Source organism: Xanthobacter wiegelii (assembly GCF_043193855.2).
Classification (GTDB): Bacteria; Pseudomonadota; Alphaproteobacteria; order Rhizobiales; family Xanthobacteraceae; genus Xanthobacter; species Xanthobacter flavus_A.
In genome coordinates this window covers 1,088,424-1,104,321 of sequence record NZ_CM195529.1, presented here as the reverse complement: position 1 = coordinate 1,104,321, position 15,898 = coordinate 1,088,424, and the positions used below count along the sequence as shown (strand labels likewise).

General features: G+C 67.7%; 15 protein-coding genes and 2 pseudogenes. 7 read left to right on the top strand and 10 right to left on the bottom strand.

From position 1 onward, the window contains the following. Positions 1–26 precede the first annotated feature (26 nt). Positions 27–875, bottom strand: coding sequence for an exodeoxyribonuclease III (gene xth / locus V5F63_RS05045; protein WP_394029999.1), 849 nt, complete (start codon positions 873–875; stop codon positions 27–29). 11 nt (positions 876–886) lie between these two features. After that, complete coding sequence (locus V5F63_RS05040) at positions 887–1,063, bottom strand: hypothetical protein (RefSeq protein WP_209487922.1); 177 nt, start codon at positions 1,061–1,063, stop codon at positions 887–889. 272 nt (positions 1,064–1,335) lie between these two features. Here V5F63_RS05040 and V5F63_RS05035 point away from each other — a divergent pair, with 272 nt between their 5' ends. Then, a complete protein-coding gene (locus V5F63_RS05035; protein WP_394101762.1) occupies positions 1,336–2,334 on the top strand; it encodes a sensor histidine kinase in 999 nt (332 codons plus the stop codon). Between the two features lie 31 nt (positions 2,335–2,365). On the opposite strand, the gene V5F63_RS05030 is transcribed toward V5F63_RS05035, so the two are convergent. The 7 genes and pseudogenes from V5F63_RS05030 to V5F63_RS05000 all read right to left on the bottom strand — a co-directional run bounded on the left by V5F63_RS05030 (position 2,366) and on the right by V5F63_RS05000 (position 7,379). Continuing rightward, complete coding sequence (locus V5F63_RS05030) at positions 2,366–2,800, bottom strand: MATE family efflux transporter (protein ID WP_394101761.1); 435 nt, start codon at positions 2,798–2,800, stop codon at positions 2,366–2,368. Next, positions 2,743–3,255: an MATE family efflux transporter gene (locus V5F63_RS05025; protein WP_394101760.1), complete on the bottom strand. Its 513-nt coding sequence runs from the start codon at positions 3,253–3,255 to the stop codon at positions 2,743–2,745. The genes V5F63_RS05030 and V5F63_RS05025 overlap by 58 nt, the downstream gene beginning before the upstream one ends. Before the next feature lie 8 nt (positions 3,256–3,263). Then, positions 3,264–3,578, bottom strand: a pseudogene (locus tag V5F63_RS05020) (MATE family efflux transporter); the annotation flags it as partial. A 196-nt stretch (positions 3,579–3,774) separates the two neighbouring features. Next, positions 3,775–4,190 (bottom strand): annotated as a pseudogene (locus V5F63_RS05015) (acetyl-CoA C-acyltransferase); the annotation flags it as partial. A gap of 207 nt (positions 4,191–4,397) precedes the next feature. After that, on the bottom strand, positions 4,398–5,606 hold the full coding sequence (locus V5F63_RS05010; protein WP_394030007.1) for an ABC transporter substrate-binding protein: 1,209 nt from the start codon (positions 5,604–5,606) through the stop codon (positions 4,398–4,400). Between the two features lie 71 nt (positions 5,607–5,677). After that, a complete protein-coding gene (locus V5F63_RS05005; RefSeq protein WP_394030009.1) occupies positions 5,678–6,457 on the bottom strand; it encodes a 3-hydroxybutyrate dehydrogenase in 780 nt (259 codons plus the stop codon). A 13-nt stretch (positions 6,458–6,470) separates the two neighbouring features. Then, positions 6,471–7,379: a 3-hydroxyacyl-CoA dehydrogenase family protein gene (locus V5F63_RS05000; protein WP_394101759.1), complete on the bottom strand. Its 909-nt coding sequence runs from the start codon at positions 7,377–7,379 to the stop codon at positions 6,471–6,473. Positions 7,380–7,679: 300 nt separating this feature from the next. Between V5F63_RS05000 and V5F63_RS04995 the strand changes: the two genes are divergently transcribed. Next, entirely contained in the window at positions 7,680–9,065 is a 1,386-nt protein-coding gene (locus tag V5F63_RS04995; protein ID WP_245327383.1) for a sigma-54 interaction domain-containing protein, read from the top strand. A gap of 667 nt (positions 9,066–9,732) precedes the next feature. Here V5F63_RS04995 and V5F63_RS04990 read toward each other — a convergent pair. Further along, a complete protein-coding gene (locus V5F63_RS04990; RefSeq protein ID WP_209487917.1) occupies positions 9,733–10,722 on the bottom strand; it encodes a GntR family transcriptional regulator in 990 nt (329 codons plus the stop codon). 169 nt (positions 10,723–10,891) lie between these two features. Between V5F63_RS04990 and V5F63_RS04985 the strand changes: the two genes are divergently transcribed. From V5F63_RS04985 to V5F63_RS04965, 5 genes are read left to right on the top strand one after another with little or no spacing between them, the layout of a single operon-like run. Next, positions 10,892–12,079, top strand: a complete 1,188-nt coding sequence (locus V5F63_RS04985) for an alpha-hydroxy acid oxidase (RefSeq protein WP_209490225.1) — start codon at positions 10,892–10,894, stop codon at positions 12,077–12,079. A 46-nt stretch (positions 12,080–12,125) separates the two neighbouring features. Next, on the top strand, positions 12,126–12,890 hold the full coding sequence (locus tag V5F63_RS04980) for an acetoacetate decarboxylase family protein (RefSeq protein WP_394101758.1): 765 nt from the start codon (positions 12,126–12,128) through the stop codon (positions 12,888–12,890). A 36-nt stretch (positions 12,891–12,926) separates the two neighbouring features. Beyond that, positions 12,927–14,189, top strand: a complete 1,263-nt coding sequence (locus V5F63_RS04975; RefSeq protein WP_209487915.1) for an ABC transporter substrate-binding protein — start codon at positions 12,927–12,929, stop codon at positions 14,187–14,189. Next, positions 14,186–14,923 carry an SDR family NAD(P)-dependent oxidoreductase gene (locus V5F63_RS04970; protein WP_209487914.1) on the top strand — a complete coding sequence of 246 codons (738 nt, stop codon included), beginning with the start codon at positions 14,186–14,188 and terminating at the stop codon, positions 14,921–14,923. Before V5F63_RS04975 ends, V5F63_RS04970 begins: the two co-directional genes overlap by 4 nt. Before the next feature lie 39 nt (positions 14,924–14,962). After that, complete coding sequence (locus tag V5F63_RS04965) at positions 14,963–15,808, top strand: fumarylacetoacetate hydrolase family protein (RefSeq protein WP_394030019.1); 846 nt, start codon at positions 14,963–14,965, stop codon at positions 15,806–15,808. Positions 15,809–15,898: the final 90 nt, after the last annotated feature.

Here is a 15,898-nt window from a genome sequence, read left to right as displayed (position 1 = left end):
CCGCTGCACGGCTGGAGAGCGCGACCTCACTTCCGGCGCGTGGGGCGCTCTCGTGATCGAGAGGGCGCCGTCAGCTTTCCACCCGGCCGGTCCGCGCTCTCCTCCTGGGCCAATTCGATCCACAGGGGGGCATGATCGCTTGCCTTCTCCCAGCCCCGCACGGCGCGATCAACCTCGGCTGCGGCCAGGCGGGGCGCGAGGCTCGGGCTCAGCAGAAAATGGTCCAGCCTCAGCCCTGCATTGCGCCCCCAAGCGTTCCGGAAATAATCCCAGAACGTGTAGAGGGCCTCGCCGGGATGAAGAGAACGCAGGGCATCGGTCCAGCCCTGGTCGACCATCGCCGCGAACAGTGCGCGGACCTCTGGCCGAAAGAGGGCATCGTCGCGCCAGCGTTCGGGATTGTACACGTCGAGGTCGGTCGGCATCACATTGTAGTCGCCGGCGAGCACCACCGGCACCTCAAGCTCCAGAAGCTCCTCCGCATAGGTGGTAAGGCGCCGGAACCAGTCCAGCTTGTAGTCGAACTTCGGCCCGGGCGCCGGATTGCCATTGGGCAAATAGAGGCAACCGATGAGAATTCCGTCGACCGCCCCTTCGATGTAGCGGCTTTGGCTGTCGTCCCCGTCTCCGGGCAGGCCGCGCCGCGTCTCGATCGGCTCGCTGCCTCTGGCGAGGATCGCGACCCCGTTCCAGCTCTTCTGGCCCTGCCAGATCGCGCCGTAGCCGGCCTTCTCGATCTCGCCGATCGGGAAGCGTTCGCTGGGCGCCTTCAGCTCCTGAAGGCAGACCGCGTCCGGCTGCGCTTCAGCGAGCCAACGCAGCAGGACCGATAACCGGCCGTTGACGCCATTGACATTGAAGCTCGCGATCTTCACAGCGGCAAAGCTTATCGCTTGCGGTCGCCCGTGTCGCCCTGACCGGCTTTGACCGAGGCTTTGGCGGTCTTGCGCACGTCCTGCGCCAGCGACTTGCCGACATCGTCGGATTCCCGGAACCGCCCCTGTTCGTCGCGCCGGACGTAGCGCTTGTCGGTGCCCGTATCGATGAGTTCGCGTTTGGCCATGACGTGCTCCCTTGGCTATGTAACGTAACGCCCGAGATCGCTTTCGGCTCCGTTCACGGCAAAGCTCGCGCAGTAAAGTGCATGTTGTCTATTGTTGGCCGGGCGGCCGGGAAAAATGCCAACGTCAGGATGAGCTGAGACGCTGCTATGAATCTCCGTTAAAAACATGGAAAATAGTGAGCTTATTGTAGTCTACACCCCCAAATGGTAACTCCCCTTTTACGGACAAGGCCGGTTCAAAACCTCCGTTTTACGCCCCATGAAAGGTTGCCATGCCCGTCAGCGACGAAGCCCACCCCCTGTGGGATGTGCACAACCTCAAGCGCGCCCTTCATGCCGCGGGGGTCGCCCTCTGGGCGTGGACCGTCGAAACCAACGCCTTCGCCATGGACGAGCAGGGGTTTGATCTGTGGGGTCTGCCGCAGGCGAAGAGCGTGACGTTCGAGGATCTCTCCTCCCACATCCACCCCGCCGACCGCGACAGGGTGCAGGCGGCATTCACGGCCACGCGGGCATTGGTCGGCTCCTATGAGATCGACTTCCGTATTCTCCTCGGCGATGAGATCCGCTGGATTTCCGCCCGCGGTCTCGGCAATGACGAGGGGCTGCACCAGGGCCAGGTTTGGGGCGTTTTTCTCGATGTCACCGGCCGCAAGCAGGCGGAAGAGGGCCACGAGCTGCTGGCGGGCGAGATGAGCCACAGGGTGAAGAACCTGCTGGCGATCGCGGCCGGGCTCACCAGCCTGACATCGCGTTCGGCGACATCCGTGGAGGACATGGCGAGCGACCTTATCCAGCGGCTCACCTCCCTCGGGCGCGCTCACGATCTGGTCCGGCCGCTGGCGAAGGACCAGGGCCGGGCCGCGCTCCTGGGCGATCTGATTGCGGTCCTGCTTGCCCCCTATGACGACGAGGGCGCGTTCAGCGGGCGCATCCGGGTGGCGGTGCCACGGATGGGCATCGGCGAGCAATCCGCGACCGCCCTCGCTCTGGTCATCCACGAACTCGCGACCAACTCGCTGAAATATGGCGCCCTGTCGGTGTCATCGGGGATCCTGGACATCTCCGGATCGACCAACGGCGACGAGATCACCGTGGTGTGGACCGAGCGCAATGGGCCGCCTGTCGAGGTCAAGAGCGACGCGGGCTACGGAAGCCGGCTGCTCCAGCGCAGTGTGACCGGACAGCTTGGCGGATCGATCGACACCGAGTGGCCCAGCGACGGCGTCATCGTGACCCTGACAATGAACGCCAAGCGCCTCGCGATCTGAACAATCGCCACGGGACGACTGAGCTGCTGCGTCACCGCAGCCAAGCCCCCGTCTTGACGGCAGCCAGCGTGGTCACCGCATAGACCACGAGGGCGAGCGAGAGCGCGGCGAACAGTGCCGCGATGGAGCCCGTGAGCCAGAGGGCCATGAAGCCGCCGCCGAGCGCGATGGCGACGCCTAGGAAGCCGGCCACGACCGGCCAGAACAGTCGCCCCGCGCCTTGCGCCGCGAAGTAAAGCGCGAGCCCGATGCCGACGAAGCCGTAGAACGGCCCGACGATGCGCAAGTAAGAACTGCCTGTGGCCACCATGGCCGGTTCCGCGCTGAACAGGTAAAGCCACGCCTCGGGGAAGAAGGCCGCGGCAAGCCCCACCGTTTCCGTCACGACGAAGGCGAGGCCCGCACCGGTCAGCGCGATATGCAGCGCGCGGTCGCCGGGCCCGGCACCGAGATTGGTGCCCACCATCGCCACCATCGGCGCACCGATGCCGAAGATGAGCGGGATGAGCAGGTACTCCAGATGAGCACGCCCGTGCCGAAGCCGGCGACCGCATCGACGCCGCCTTGAAGCGCGACGAGCGCCGTCGCGCCGCCGACGACGACATTGGTCTGGATCGACTGCAGCGACGACAGCGCCCCGACCCGCATGACCGAGCCGATGACCCGCCAGTCGAGCCGCACCCAGCGGAAGCGGGCGGGGTTGCGCCCGGAGAGGATGTAGGCGCCGAGCACCAGCGTGCCGCCGAGATAATAGGCGATGAGCGCCAGCCCGCCCCCCGCGATGCCGAAGCCGGGAATGGGGCCGAAGCCGAAGATCAGTACCGGCGAGATCGGGATCAGCAGAACCACGCCGACGCAGATGACGATGGCCGGCAGCAGCATGTTGCCGGTGCCGCGCACGACGCTGGCGAGCCCGTTCATGGTCCGGGTCAGCGGCGTGCCGAGGAAGACGATTTGGAATAGATGAGCGCCGCCTCCAGCTCCGGCCCGGACCCGCCCATCGCCCCATAGATCTGTCGGCCGAACAGAAGGAACAGCGCGGCGAAGGCGAACCCGAAAGCAAGGCTCACCGCAATGGCGTGGAGCACCAGCGCATCCGCCGCCGCCTGCCTCCCCGCGCCGAGCGCCCGCGCCACGGCGGAGGAAATGCTGCCGCCCAGCGCGCCGGCCGACAGCGTCGTCATCAACATGACGGCCGGAAAGACCAGCGCCATGGCCGCGAGCGCCGCCGAGCCGGGCTTGGCCACGAAGAAGGTCTCGATCAGCCCGGCCGAGGCCTGCGCGAGCATAATGAGCACGTTGGGCCAGGCGAGCCTGATCAGAAGCGGCACGATGGGCGCTTCCACCAGCCGGCGGGTTCTGGCGTCGGCGGCTTGGTGTGCGGGCGCCGCGCTTAGCGCGGCAACGGCCGCTTCTGTCGGGGCGCGGTAATGGCGGGCCTCACATCGCTTCGAGGGCGAGGGCAATGCCCTGTCCACCCCCGATGCACAGGGTGACATGCCGCGCCTCAGCCCGTCGCGCCGCATGGCGTGGAGCAGGCGGGCGACGAGGATCGCTCCCGTGGCGCCGATAGGATGGCCGTGCGCCACCGCGCCGCCCTCCACGTTCACGATGTCCTCTGGCAGTCCCAGCTCGCGCGCGACGGCGATGGGCACGGCGGCGAACGCCTCGTTGATCTCGATGCGCTCGATGTCGCCGAGGGACCAGCCGGCATGCGCGAGCGCCTTGCGCACGGCCGGCACCGGGCCGAGGCCGAACAGGCCCGGCTCGACGCCGGCGACGCCAAAGCCCGCGAGCCGGCCAAGCGGCGCGATGCCCTTCGCCTCGGCGAACGAGCGCTTGGCCACGGCGCATGCCGTGACCGGCGTGTCGAAGATCTGGGTGAGACCGCCGCACGATTCGACACAGGCGATCACCCCGCTCATCGCCCTGACGGGCTGCACTTTAACAGAGGGAAGCCGGGCAACCGTCCCGCAGGCGGCCGCCAGGCTTATCCTTCAATGCACCCCATCACCCGCGCCCAATCGGAGGTCGTGCGTCGCCGCGAGCTGGGCCTCTGGCTGCTACCTCACCAGCGGGCAGCCGCTGTCCTTGACCGGGATGTAGGCTTCGGCGCCGGGCACCGTCTGGAGGAGCGTGAGATAATCCCACGGACCCTTGGAATCCTGAGGCTTCTTCACCTCGAAGAGGTACATGTTGTTAAATACACGCCCATTCTCGCCGATCTTCGCGTCCTTCATCATCATGTCGGTGACCGGCGTGGCGCGCATCTTGGCGGCCACCTTGTCGGCGTCGTCCGTGCCGAGGTCCTTCACCGCCTGGAGATAGTGGCGGACGGCGGAATAGACGCCCGCCTGGTTCATGGAAGGCTTGCGGCCGGTCTTGGCCTCGAACTTCTTCGACCAGGCGCGGGTCTCGTCGTTCATGTCCCAGTAGAACGAGTTGGACAGGATGAGGCCCTTCGCCACCGGCAGCGTCAGCGCGTGGATGTCGTTGATGTTGAGGAGCAGGCCGGCGAGCGTCTGCCCACCCTGCGGCAGGCCGAACTCGGTCGCCTGCTTCACGGAATTGATGGTGTCGCCGCCGGCATTGGCGAGGGCCACCACCTTGGCGCCCGACGCCTGCGCCTGCAGCAGGAAAGAGGAGAAGTCCGAGGTCGCGAGGGGCACGCGGACGCCGCCCTTCACGGTGCCGCCCATGGCCTTCACCGTCTTGGATGCCTCCTCCTCCAGCGAATGGCCGAAGGCATAGTCGGCGGTGATGAAGAACCAGCTCTTGTCGCCCTTGGTCACCAGCGCGCGGGCGGTGGCCGCCGACACCGAGTGGGTGTCCCAGGTCCACATGAAGCCGTAGGGGCTGCACGCCTTGCCGGTGAGGTCCACCGAGCCGGGGCCGGACATGAGGAAGATGCGCTTGCGCTCCTTGGTGATGGCCTGCACGGCCAGCGCGGCGGCGGAGTTCGGCACGTCGGCCACCACGTCCACCTGCTCGGTGTCGATCCACTTGCGGGCGAGGCTCGCCGCCACGTCCGCCTTGTTCTGGTGATCGCCGACGATGATCTCCACCGGCACGCCGTTGATGGCGTTGCCGAACTCTTCCGCCGCGAGCCGGGCCGCCTGGGCCGAGCCCTCCCCGTTGATGTCGGAATAGACGCCGGCGAGATCGGACAGCAGGCCGATCTTGATCTTGCCGTCGGACATCTGGGCAGAAGCCGGCCCTGCGAGCGCGGCGACGGCGGTGCCGAGCGCCGCGGCAACCATGAGACCCTTCATGCGATTTCTCCCTGCGTTATGTTTGCTGAGCTTTGTTTGCTTGAACGCGTCGATGGAACCTTTCGGAGCCTTCAGCGGGCGACGTAGCCGCCATCCACCGCCAGCGTCGTGCCCGTGACGCCCGAGCCGGCCGGCGAGCACAGGAACACGACGGCCCCGGCGATCTCCTCCGCCGTCACCGGGCGGCGGATGGGCTGGTTCTGGAGGAACACCTCCTTCACAACGTCCTCGGGCGACAGGCCCGTGACCTTCGCCTGGTCGGCCACCTGCATCTCGATGATCGGCGTCATCACCATGCCGGGGCAGACGGCGTTGCAGGTGACGCCGGTCTCCGCCACCTCGATCGCGATGGATTTGGTGAGCCCCACGAGGCCGTGCTTGGTGGCCACATAGGCCGCCTTGTGCGGCGCGCCCACGAGCCCGAGCACGGAGGCGATGTTGACGATGCGGCCGAAGCGCCGCTCCGTCATGGAACCGATGACCGCCTTGCTGGCGTGAAAGGCGGCGGAGAGGTTCACCGCGACGAGGCGGTCCCACTGCTCGTCCGGAAAATCCGCCAGCGCCGAGACATGCTGGATGCCGGCATTGTTCACGAGAATGTCCACCGGGCCCAGTTCCGCGCACGCTGCCGCGACCAAAGCGCGGACCTCGGCCGGGCGGCTCACATCGGCGCCGTTATAGGCGATCTTCGTACCGGCGGCCGCGGCGAGATCGGCGCGGACGGCCTCGATCTCGCCCGCATCGCCGAGACCGTTGAGCATCACGTTGCAGCCCTCCCCCGCCAACGCCCGCGCGATGGCGAGGCCGATGCCGGAGGTGGAGCCGGTGACGATGGCGTTGCGGCCTTTCATGGTGTGGTCTCTCTCATGTGTCGTGAACGTCGAACCGGCGCAGATGGTCCGCGAGGCGCGTGCGTACCGCCTGCGCCTCCGCCTCTGTCCAGTCCCGGAAGCCCCCGCCGGTCTTCACGCCAAGGCGGCCGGCGCCGACCAGATCTTCCAGCAGCGGCAGCGGCCCGGGCGTGCGGTCGAGGTCGTGCAGGACATAGCGATGGACCATCAGCGTCAGGTCCGTGCCGACAAGGTCGGCATTCTCCAGCGGACCCAGCACCGAAAGGCGCCGGCCGAAGCTCTCCTTCACCACCTCGTCCACGGTCGCGGCATCGCAGACGCCGGCCTGAACCAGCGCGATGGCCTCGCGCCACATGGCGTGCTGCAACCGGTTGCCGATGAAGCCGGGCACGTCCCGGCGCACATGCACCGGCTTCTTTCCGATGCCGGCGAGGAGCGCCATCATGGCCGCGATCTCGGCGACGCCGGTGTCCTCGGCCTGCACCACCTCCACGAGGGGGATCTGGTGCGGCGGGTTCCACCAGTGCGTCCCCATGGCCCGCCGCCGGTGGGCGAGCCCGGCCATGATCTGCGTGATGGGAATGACCGAAGTGTTGCTGGCGAGCAGCGCGTGAGGCGGGGCGGCGGCCTCGATCTCCGCGAACACCCTCTTCTTCAGCTCAAGATCTTCCGGCACCGCCTCGATCACCACATCGGCGCCGGCCACCGCCGCGGCGAGCGTATCGGCGGGCGTCACCCGGTCCCCGGCGGCGGGATCGGCACCCAGCCGTTCGAGACTCTCGCGGATGCGGCCGGGAACGCCGGCGCGGCGTGCCGGGTCGGCGTCGTGAATGGAAACAGGCAGCCCGGCACCGGCGAAGGCCTGCGCGATGCCATGGCCCATCAGGCCGGCGCCAATGACGGCGATCCTCTTCGGCTGCATTTCGTCCCGATGTCTTGCGCGCCCGCCGTCAGGGCGACCTGTTTTGCCTTATCCCTGCGCAAGGCGCGTGCCAGCGGCCGGAGCGCCGCGCCGAACCAGCAAAATCAACGGATTGCGCAGGCGGCCCGGCCAAGCTCGACGTCAGATGTGTCCAGCATTCCGGACAGAGGCGCCTCGGACCTGCCGAGGTCCGTCAGCGAAGGGGCCGATTTGTCCATTGACAACGGCTCGCACGCCTGATGTCCAGATAACCGACATGCGTGTCCAGAAATTCGACACGCATCCATCCGGATTTGCCCCATGACCACCATCGCCGACGAACGCTTCGCCGCCGCCAGAGCGCTCCTGGGCATGGTGGAGGGCATGATCGACGGGGCGACCCTCGTCGATCGGGAGTCCCGGGTCGTCTGGTTCAGCGAGGGCCAGCTGGCGCTGCTCGGCAAGCCGGACCTTGCCGATCTGGTGGGGCAGGAGATCGAGCGCGTCATCCCCCATAGCCGGATGCGCGAGGTGGTGGAGACCGGCCATCCCCATCCCCTCGACATCATCCAGTATGGCGACCGCTGGCTGCTGGTGACGCGGCTTCCGCTTCGGGACGAGACGGGCGAGATCATCGGCGCCATCGCCTTCGCCCTCAAGGACAGCATTCCCTATCTGCGGCCCATCGCCGAGCGGCTCCATCAGATGCAGTCGCGACTCAGCCGGATGGAGCAGGCCTTCTCCGCCAAGCGGGCCGTGCGCTTCACCGCCGAGCACATCCTCGGCGCGAGCCCCGCCATGCGGCAGCTGGCGCGCCTGCTGCGCCGGGCGGGCGAGGTCGGGTCCGCCGTGCTGCTCCTCGGCGAGACCGGCACGGGCAAGGAAATGGCCGCGCATGCCATCCATGCCGCCTCCAAGCGCATGAGCCGGCCGTTCGTTGCCATCAATGTGGCGGCGGTACCGGAAAACCTGCTGGAGGCGGAATTCTTCGGCGTGGCGCCGGGCGCCTTCACCGGGGCCGCCCGCCAGCCGAGGCCCGGCAAGTTCCAGATCGCCCACGAGGGCACGCTGTTCCTCGATGAGATCGGCGACATGCCGCTAGGCCTGCAGGCAAAGCTGTTGCGCGCGCTGCAGGATGGCGAGGTGGAGCCCGTGGGCTCCAACCAGCCGTTGCGGGTGGACGTGCGGATCATCGCCGCCACTAGCCGCCCCCTCGCCGACATGGTGCGTGCGGGCACGTTCCGGCAGGATCTCTATTACCGGCTCAACGTGCTGCCCATCCACCTGCCGCCCTTGCGCGAGCGGGCGGGAGACGTGGAACTGCTGGCCTCCCGCTTCAGCGAGCAGACCGCCGCCGCCTTCGGCGTCGCCATCCGTCCGCTGACGGCGGCCGCCGTGGCGCGGCTGGAGCGCCATGACTGGCCGGGCAATGTGCGCGAGCTCGCCAACGTCATCGAGCAGATCTATGTGCGCAGCGACGGGGCGCGGATCGAGGCGGACCATGTCGCGGACGTTCTTCCATCCGCAGCGCACGAGAACGAAGCGTCGCCGGTCCTTGATCTCGGCGGCGCCGTCGCCAGGCTGGAGCGCTCGATGATTGCCGACGCGCTGCAACAGGCGGCGGGCAATAAGCGGGAGGCGGCAAGATTTCTGGGCCTGTCGCGCAGCAGTCTCTACGCGAAGATCAAGCAATACGGGGCGGCGTGAGGCTGAAGAAGCGCTGGCCCGCGCGCTTCTCGGGTTCCGGCGGCAGCGGAGGGGCTCGCCATGTTTCGGTCCAAGCCGGGAGTGCGCACCACGCCCGTGGAAGGTAAACACGCCACCGTCGCGAACTCTGTCCAGGCTCGACGGTCGTCAGGTAACAGCCTGGTTTCGTGCACTGCCTGTCCTCAACTGCACGTCAGACCGAAGCCAAGGGCGTTTGCGCGCGAGGCCGGCACTATTTCTCGCCTTCTTTTTTTCGCGGTTCGCAATCGCATTCCCCCACTCCCCGCGCATTGATCTTGTGGCAGCGCGGGCATTCCCATCCGGGGCAGTAGGGCGGCAGCGTAGTATCCGGGACAGGCAGGCTCATGATGAGCGGGTCGCAGTGTTCGCAGCCTGGCGAGGGGCACGGGAATCGGGTGCAAGGATGCGGTATCATGGGGCCTCCCCCGCCTTTTTTGGCACGGAGGTAAAATAACCAGACCCCGGTATTCTCACCAACGCGCCCGGCATACTTGGCCCATGCCGTTCGTTTTGGCGAGTACTTCTTCGTCGGCTTTCTCCGACTCTTCAGTCCCTTCATGCCCTGCAGGTATCAGCCTGGTGTATCTGAAATCGCCATCGGCCCAAGGGGACGCCGATGGACGCCGGCGAGGACACGGCCGGCCGTTCAGTCCGCGACGGCCTGGAGATAGGACGGGACGGGGATCGGCTTGCCCTTGGCGGTGATCTCGAAGCGGCGGAGCCAGCGCTCGACGGCGTCCCTCAGATGGGCCTCAAGGGCCTGCGCGGCCCGCTCCGGCTGGGCCTCCAGCAGAAGGTCGATGATCTCGATGTGCTCGTCCAGCGCCGCTACGATCAACCGGATGGGAATGCCCAGGAACGGATCGAAGAGGTGGCGGGTGGGGCCGAACAGGAGGTGCGTGCGCTTCAGGGCGCGCATGATCTCCGGGTTCGCGCAATAGCCGAGCAGCGTGATGTGAAGATCGGTTTCCGCCTCGTCGAAGCGCGTGCTGCTGATGGGTGTTTCTGCGCGAGTGGCGAGGACGCGGGCGCGCATGTCCGCCAGCACGGCGGCGGGCACGCGGGGCGCCGCCTGGCGCAAGGCCGCCGGCTCCAGCAGGCAGCGCAGCTCGTAGAGATGGCGGATGCGATCCGGCGTCATCTGCTCGGCGATCCAGTGGCCGGCATGATCCTTGGCGATGAGGCCGACGCCGTGCATCCGCGCCAGCAGGTCCCGGGTCACCGTCCGGCTGACGCCGAAATGCTCGGCCAGACGCAGTTCGTTCAGACGCACCGAACCGAACAGGGTGCGTACGAACAATTCCTGCTCGACCTCCTGATACATCCGCTCCCACTGCCGGGGCGCCGACATGTCCACGGGATCGAGCACCGCCGTGTCGGATGGTGCGCCGCCGGGAACCCGGTAGCCACGGCCTTCGAGCGGTTCCACCACGCCATCCCGGCGCAGCCGCTCCAGCGCCTGTCGGGCCGGCGACCGACTGATGCCGAAAGCGCGGACCACCTCCGCCTCCAGCAGGCGCTCGCCGGGACGGATCTGGCCGGCGGCGATCATCTCGCGGAGCTGGAGATAGGTCCGGTCCTGAAGGGAGCCGCCCGCCGCGGCGTCAGCGTCCTTGCCGGCTTTTTCAACCCCCATGACCTGCTCCGTTCTCCCGGTTCCGCGCGGCATCGTTCGCGCCTATCGGCAGCGACAGCCCGATGCAAGAGGTCCGCACCCTTGACAGGACCCGTCGCATGGCTTCTAACATAAAACGTACTTTGAATCCAAAGTACGTTTTTGGCCACGCCTCAGGACAGCTAGAGTGATCTTCCCGGACGCGCCCATCACCTCGGTCGAGGACCTTCGCCGCCTGGCCGCCCGCCGGGTGCCGCGCATGTTCTACGACTACGTGGATTGCGGCTCCTGGACCGGTGCAACCTACCGCGCGAATGAGCAAGGCCTTGCTGCCATTCGCCTGCGCCAGCGCGTCGGCATCGACATCTCCCGGCGCAGCCTCTCCGGCCGCATGCTGGGCGAGGATGTCGCCATGCCGGTGGCGCTCGCCCCGACCGGTCTTGCCGGGATGCAGTGGGCGGACGGGGAGATTCTCGCCGCGCGCGCCGCGGAGCGGTTCGGCGTGCCCTTCACCCTGTCCACCGTCAGTGTATGCTCCATCGAGGACGTCGCCGCCCACACTTCGCGCCCCTTCTGGTTCCAGCTCTATCTGATGAAGGACCGGGCCTTCATGGAACGGCTCGTCGCCCGCGCCCATGACGCAGGCTGCTCGGCGCTGGTGCTCACCATGGATTTGCCCGTGCAGGGCCAGCGCCACCTCGACATCAAGAACGGGCTCTCGACCCCGCCGCGCCCCACGCTGCGCAATCTCGTCAACCTCGCCACCAAGCCGCGCTGGTGCCTGAACATGGCGCGGACGCAGCGGCGCACCTTCCGCAACATCGTGGGCCACGTGGAGGGGGTGAGCGATGCCTCCTCTCTGGCCCACTGGGTGTCCGAGCAGTTCGATCAGACCCTCAGCTGGGAGCACGTGCGGTGGCTGCGGCGCCTTTGGGACCGCAAGCTCATCGTGAAGGGCATCATGGACCCCGAGGACGCCCGGGCGGCTGCCCGCGCGGGGGTGGATGCCATCGTCGTGTCCAACCACGGCGGCCGCCAGCTCGACGGAGCGCCGTCCAGCATCTCCGCGCTGCCGGCTATCGCCGAGGCGGTGGGCGCGCGCACCGAGGTGCTGTTTGATGGCGGCGTCCGCTCTGGACAGGACGTGCTGAAGGCGCTGGCGCTGGGCGCAGGCGGCGTGCTCATCGGCCGGGCGTTTCTCTACGGCCTCGGGGCCATGGGCGAGGCGGGAGTGACGCGCTGCCTCGAACTCATCCGCCGGGAACTCGACCTGACCATGGCCCTGTGCGGCATCACCGACACGGCCGACGCCGCGCGCGCGTTGCTGGACGCGCCCGCTTATTCCGAACCCGCCGCGCGCCTTGCGGCGCCCGTCTGAACGACAAGCCCCGCGCGCCAGGGCAAGCCATAAAAGGAGAGGACCGATGTTCGGCAAGTATCAGATGCACCCCGGCAGCGGGGTCAACCCGCCTTATTCCCCGGCCTATCCGGTGGAGTGGGAATGCGCCTTGCGCACGCTGGAGGTGATGACCCGCGTCGATCCCGCGAAGACGCGGGCTCTGCTCGCGGACACGCCGTTCGAGCTGGTGAACGACCGGGTCGCTTTCCGCTTCATGGCCTCGCCGGGACACACGCTGTCGCTCCACCAGGGCCGCATGTTCGACCTCATGGTCACGGTGGCGGTGCGCTACGAGGACCTGTTCACCCAGACGCACATCTACATGTACTGCTCCGACCCAATGGGCATCGCGGCCGGCCGCGAGCTGTTCGGATACACCAAGAAGGACTGCACCTATCGCTTTGACGAGGCCGAGACCGGCGCCATCGAAAGCGCGGTGATCCGGCGCGGCGTGCCGCTCGCGGAAGTGTCGTTCACGCCGGACCCCGAGGCCCCCGTCGTGCGGCTCGTGGACGGCACCGAGCAGCCCGGCGGCGAAATCCATGTGCGCCGTCTGCCGCACCCCGAGCGGCTGGAGACGGCCTATGCCGACGTCGTCTACCGCCGCACGCCCATCGCCTATTCCGCGCCTGTCGCCGGCCGCGCGGTCATGAACCTGCACGCGAGTGCCTTCGATCCGCTGACCGAGCTGGAGCCGGAAGTCCTCTCCGCCCAGTTCATGGTCTCCGACGTATACGGCGGCGGCTTTGCGGTGGAGGACCGTCGTCTGCTCAAGCGGCTCATTCCCTGAGCTGCCACCAGAACAAAAACGAAGGGAGGACTATCCATGACCCGAACCACAGACGAGACCCTCGCCCGGCTCCGGCGCCCGCCATCGCCCTCACGCCGAGCCCTGGTAGCCGCCGGCGCGCTGATGTTGGCGATGCCGGGGCTCGCCCTCGCGCAGGACCAGAAGACGATCAAGATCGGCGTGCTCACAGACATGTCCAGCCTCTATGCGGACGTGACCGGCAAGGGCTCGGTGGTCGCGACCCAGATGGCGGTCGAGGATTTCAACGCGGCCGGCAAGCCGCTCAAGGTGGAGGTGATCGCTGCCGATCACCAGAACAAGGCCGATGTCGCAGCCGGCATCGCCCGCAAGTGGTTCGACACCGAGGGTGTCGACATGATCGTGGACGTGCCGAACTCGGCCGTCGCGCTCGCCGTGGCCTCCATCGCGCGCGAGAAGAACAAGGTGATGATCGCCTCCGGTCCTTCCTCCTCGGACCTCACCGGAAAGGCTTGCTCGCCCAATACGGTGCATTGGACCTACGACACCTATGCCCTGGCCACCGGCGCCGCCACCGCGGTGGTGGAATCCGGCGGCAAGAACTGGTTCACGCTCACCGCCGACTATGCCTTCGGCCATGCCATGGAGCAGGACGTCAGGAACGTGGTCGCCCGGACCGGCGGCAAGGTGATCGGCGGCGTCCGCGCGCCGCTCAATACGCAGGATTTCTCCTCCTTCCTGCTGCAGGCGCAGGCGTCGGGCGCGCAGGTGGTCGGCCTCATCAATGCCGGCGGCGACACCATCAATTCCATCAAGCAGGCGGTGGAGTTCGGCATCCCGCAGAGCGGGCAGCGCCTGGTGGCCACCGTGCTCTATGTCACCGATGTCCACTCGCTGGGGCTCAAGGTGGCCCAGGGGCTCCAGTTCACGGAGTCCTTCTATTGGGACCTGAACGAGGGCACCCGCGCCTGGACCAAGCGCTTCGCGCCGCGCAACGACGGGCGCTATCCGAGCGCGCTGCACGCCGGGGCCTATGCCTCGACCCTGCACTATCTCAAGGCCGTATCCGCCGTTGGCGGGGCCACGGACGGCGTTGCGGTGGTGGACAAGATGAAGGCGCTACCCACCGACGATCCGCTGTTCGGCAAAGGCTCGATCCGCGTCGACGGCCGCAAGATCCACCCCATGTTCCTGTTCCAGGTGAAGACGCCGGCCGAATCCAAGTATCCGTGGGACTATTACACGGTGGTGAAGTCCATTCCGCCGGAGCAGGTGTGGCGTCCGCTGTCGGAAGGCGGCTGTTCGCTGGTCAAGTCGTGAGCGTCGCGCTGGTCACGGGCGGTGGCGGCGGCATCGGCCGCGCCATCGCGCTGCGGCTGGCCGCCGCAGGCCATGACGTGGCGGTGATCGACCGCGACGGGGCGCTCGGGGCCGAGACGGCCCGGCTCGTGGAAGGGGCGGGTCGCACCGCCCTTTTCCTCGCGGCCGACGTCTCGTCGCCGGCGGAGGTCGCGGCCTTCGTCGCCGAGACCGAGGGGCAGCTCGGTCCCATCGATCTGTTCGCCAACAATGCCGGCATCGAGGGGGCGGTCGCACCCATCTTCGACTACCCGGACGATGCCTTCGATGCCGTGATGGCGGTGAATGTGCGCGGCGTCTTCCTCGGGCTCAAGCACGTGCTGGCGCGGATGCGGCCGAGGGGGCGGGGCGCGGTGGTCACCACGGCCTCCACCTCCGCCATCCGGGGACGTCCGGGGCTCGCCGGATATGTGGCGAGCAAGCACGCGGTGCTCGGCCTCACCCGCGTCGCGGCCCTGGATGTCGCGGGCACCGCCATCCGCGTCAATGCCGTCCTGCCCGGACCCGTGGACACACGGATGATCCATGCGCTGGACGAGAAGGCGGCGGCCGCCGGCGGCATTCGCAGGGCGGGCACCGCCACCTATGGCACGCCGGAGGACGTGGCGGCGGTCGTCGCCTTCCTCCTCTCGCCGGAAGCCGCCCACGTCAATGGCGCCGCCTGGACGGTGGATGCCGGCGCCACGGTCCCCTGAACCCCATCGGTCCTTGCCCTTTTTTCGAGGATGACAGCCATGAAGCTCTGCCGCTTTGGTGCTCCCGGCGCCGAGATGCCGGCCCTTGTCGACCGCGACGGCCGGTTGCGCGATCTCTCCGGCGTCCGCCCGGATATCGGCCCGCGCGAACTGTCGCCCGAGGGGCTCGCAGCCCTCGCCGCCATCGATCCCGCCACGCTGCCGCTGGTGGAGGGCGAGCCCCGCCTCGGCGTGCCCTTCGCCGGCATGAGCAAGTTCATCTGCATCGGGCTGAATTATTCGGACCACGCGGCCGAAGCCGGCATGGCGGTGCCGAGCGAGCCGATCATCTTCCTGAAGGCGCCGTCCGCCCTTTCCGGGCCGGACGATCCCATCATCCAGCCGCCGCACTCCACACGGCTCGACTGGGAAGTCGAACTGGGCGTGGTGATCGGCACCACCGCCCGTTACGTGGACGAAGACGATGCGCTCGCCTACGTCGCCGGCTATTGCGTGGTGAACGACGTGTCCGAGCGCGCTTTCCAGATGCAGTCGTCCCAGTGGGACAAGGGCAAGGGCTGCGACACGTTCGGACCGGTGGGACCGTTCCTCGTCACCAAGGATGAGGTGCCCGATCCGCAGAACCTGGACATGCGGCTCGACGTGAACGGGCGACGCATGCAGAGCGGCAACACGCGCACCATGATCTTCGGCGTGCGCGAGATCGTCGCCTATTGCAGCCGCTACATGACCCTCCTGCCCGGCGACATCATCGCCACCGGCACCCCGCCCGGTGTCGGCATGGGGATGAAGCCCGAGCCGGTATGGCTGCGCCCGGGGGACGTCGTGGAACTTGAAATCGCTGGGCTTGGCCGGCAGCGGCAGGAGATAACCGCCCACAGGTGAGGGGTGGCAGAAGGCAGGCAGCAGCTCAAGGCTCGCGACGAAGCCACCGAGCATCGTCATCGCGCTCCACAGCAGAATGCACGAAACCAG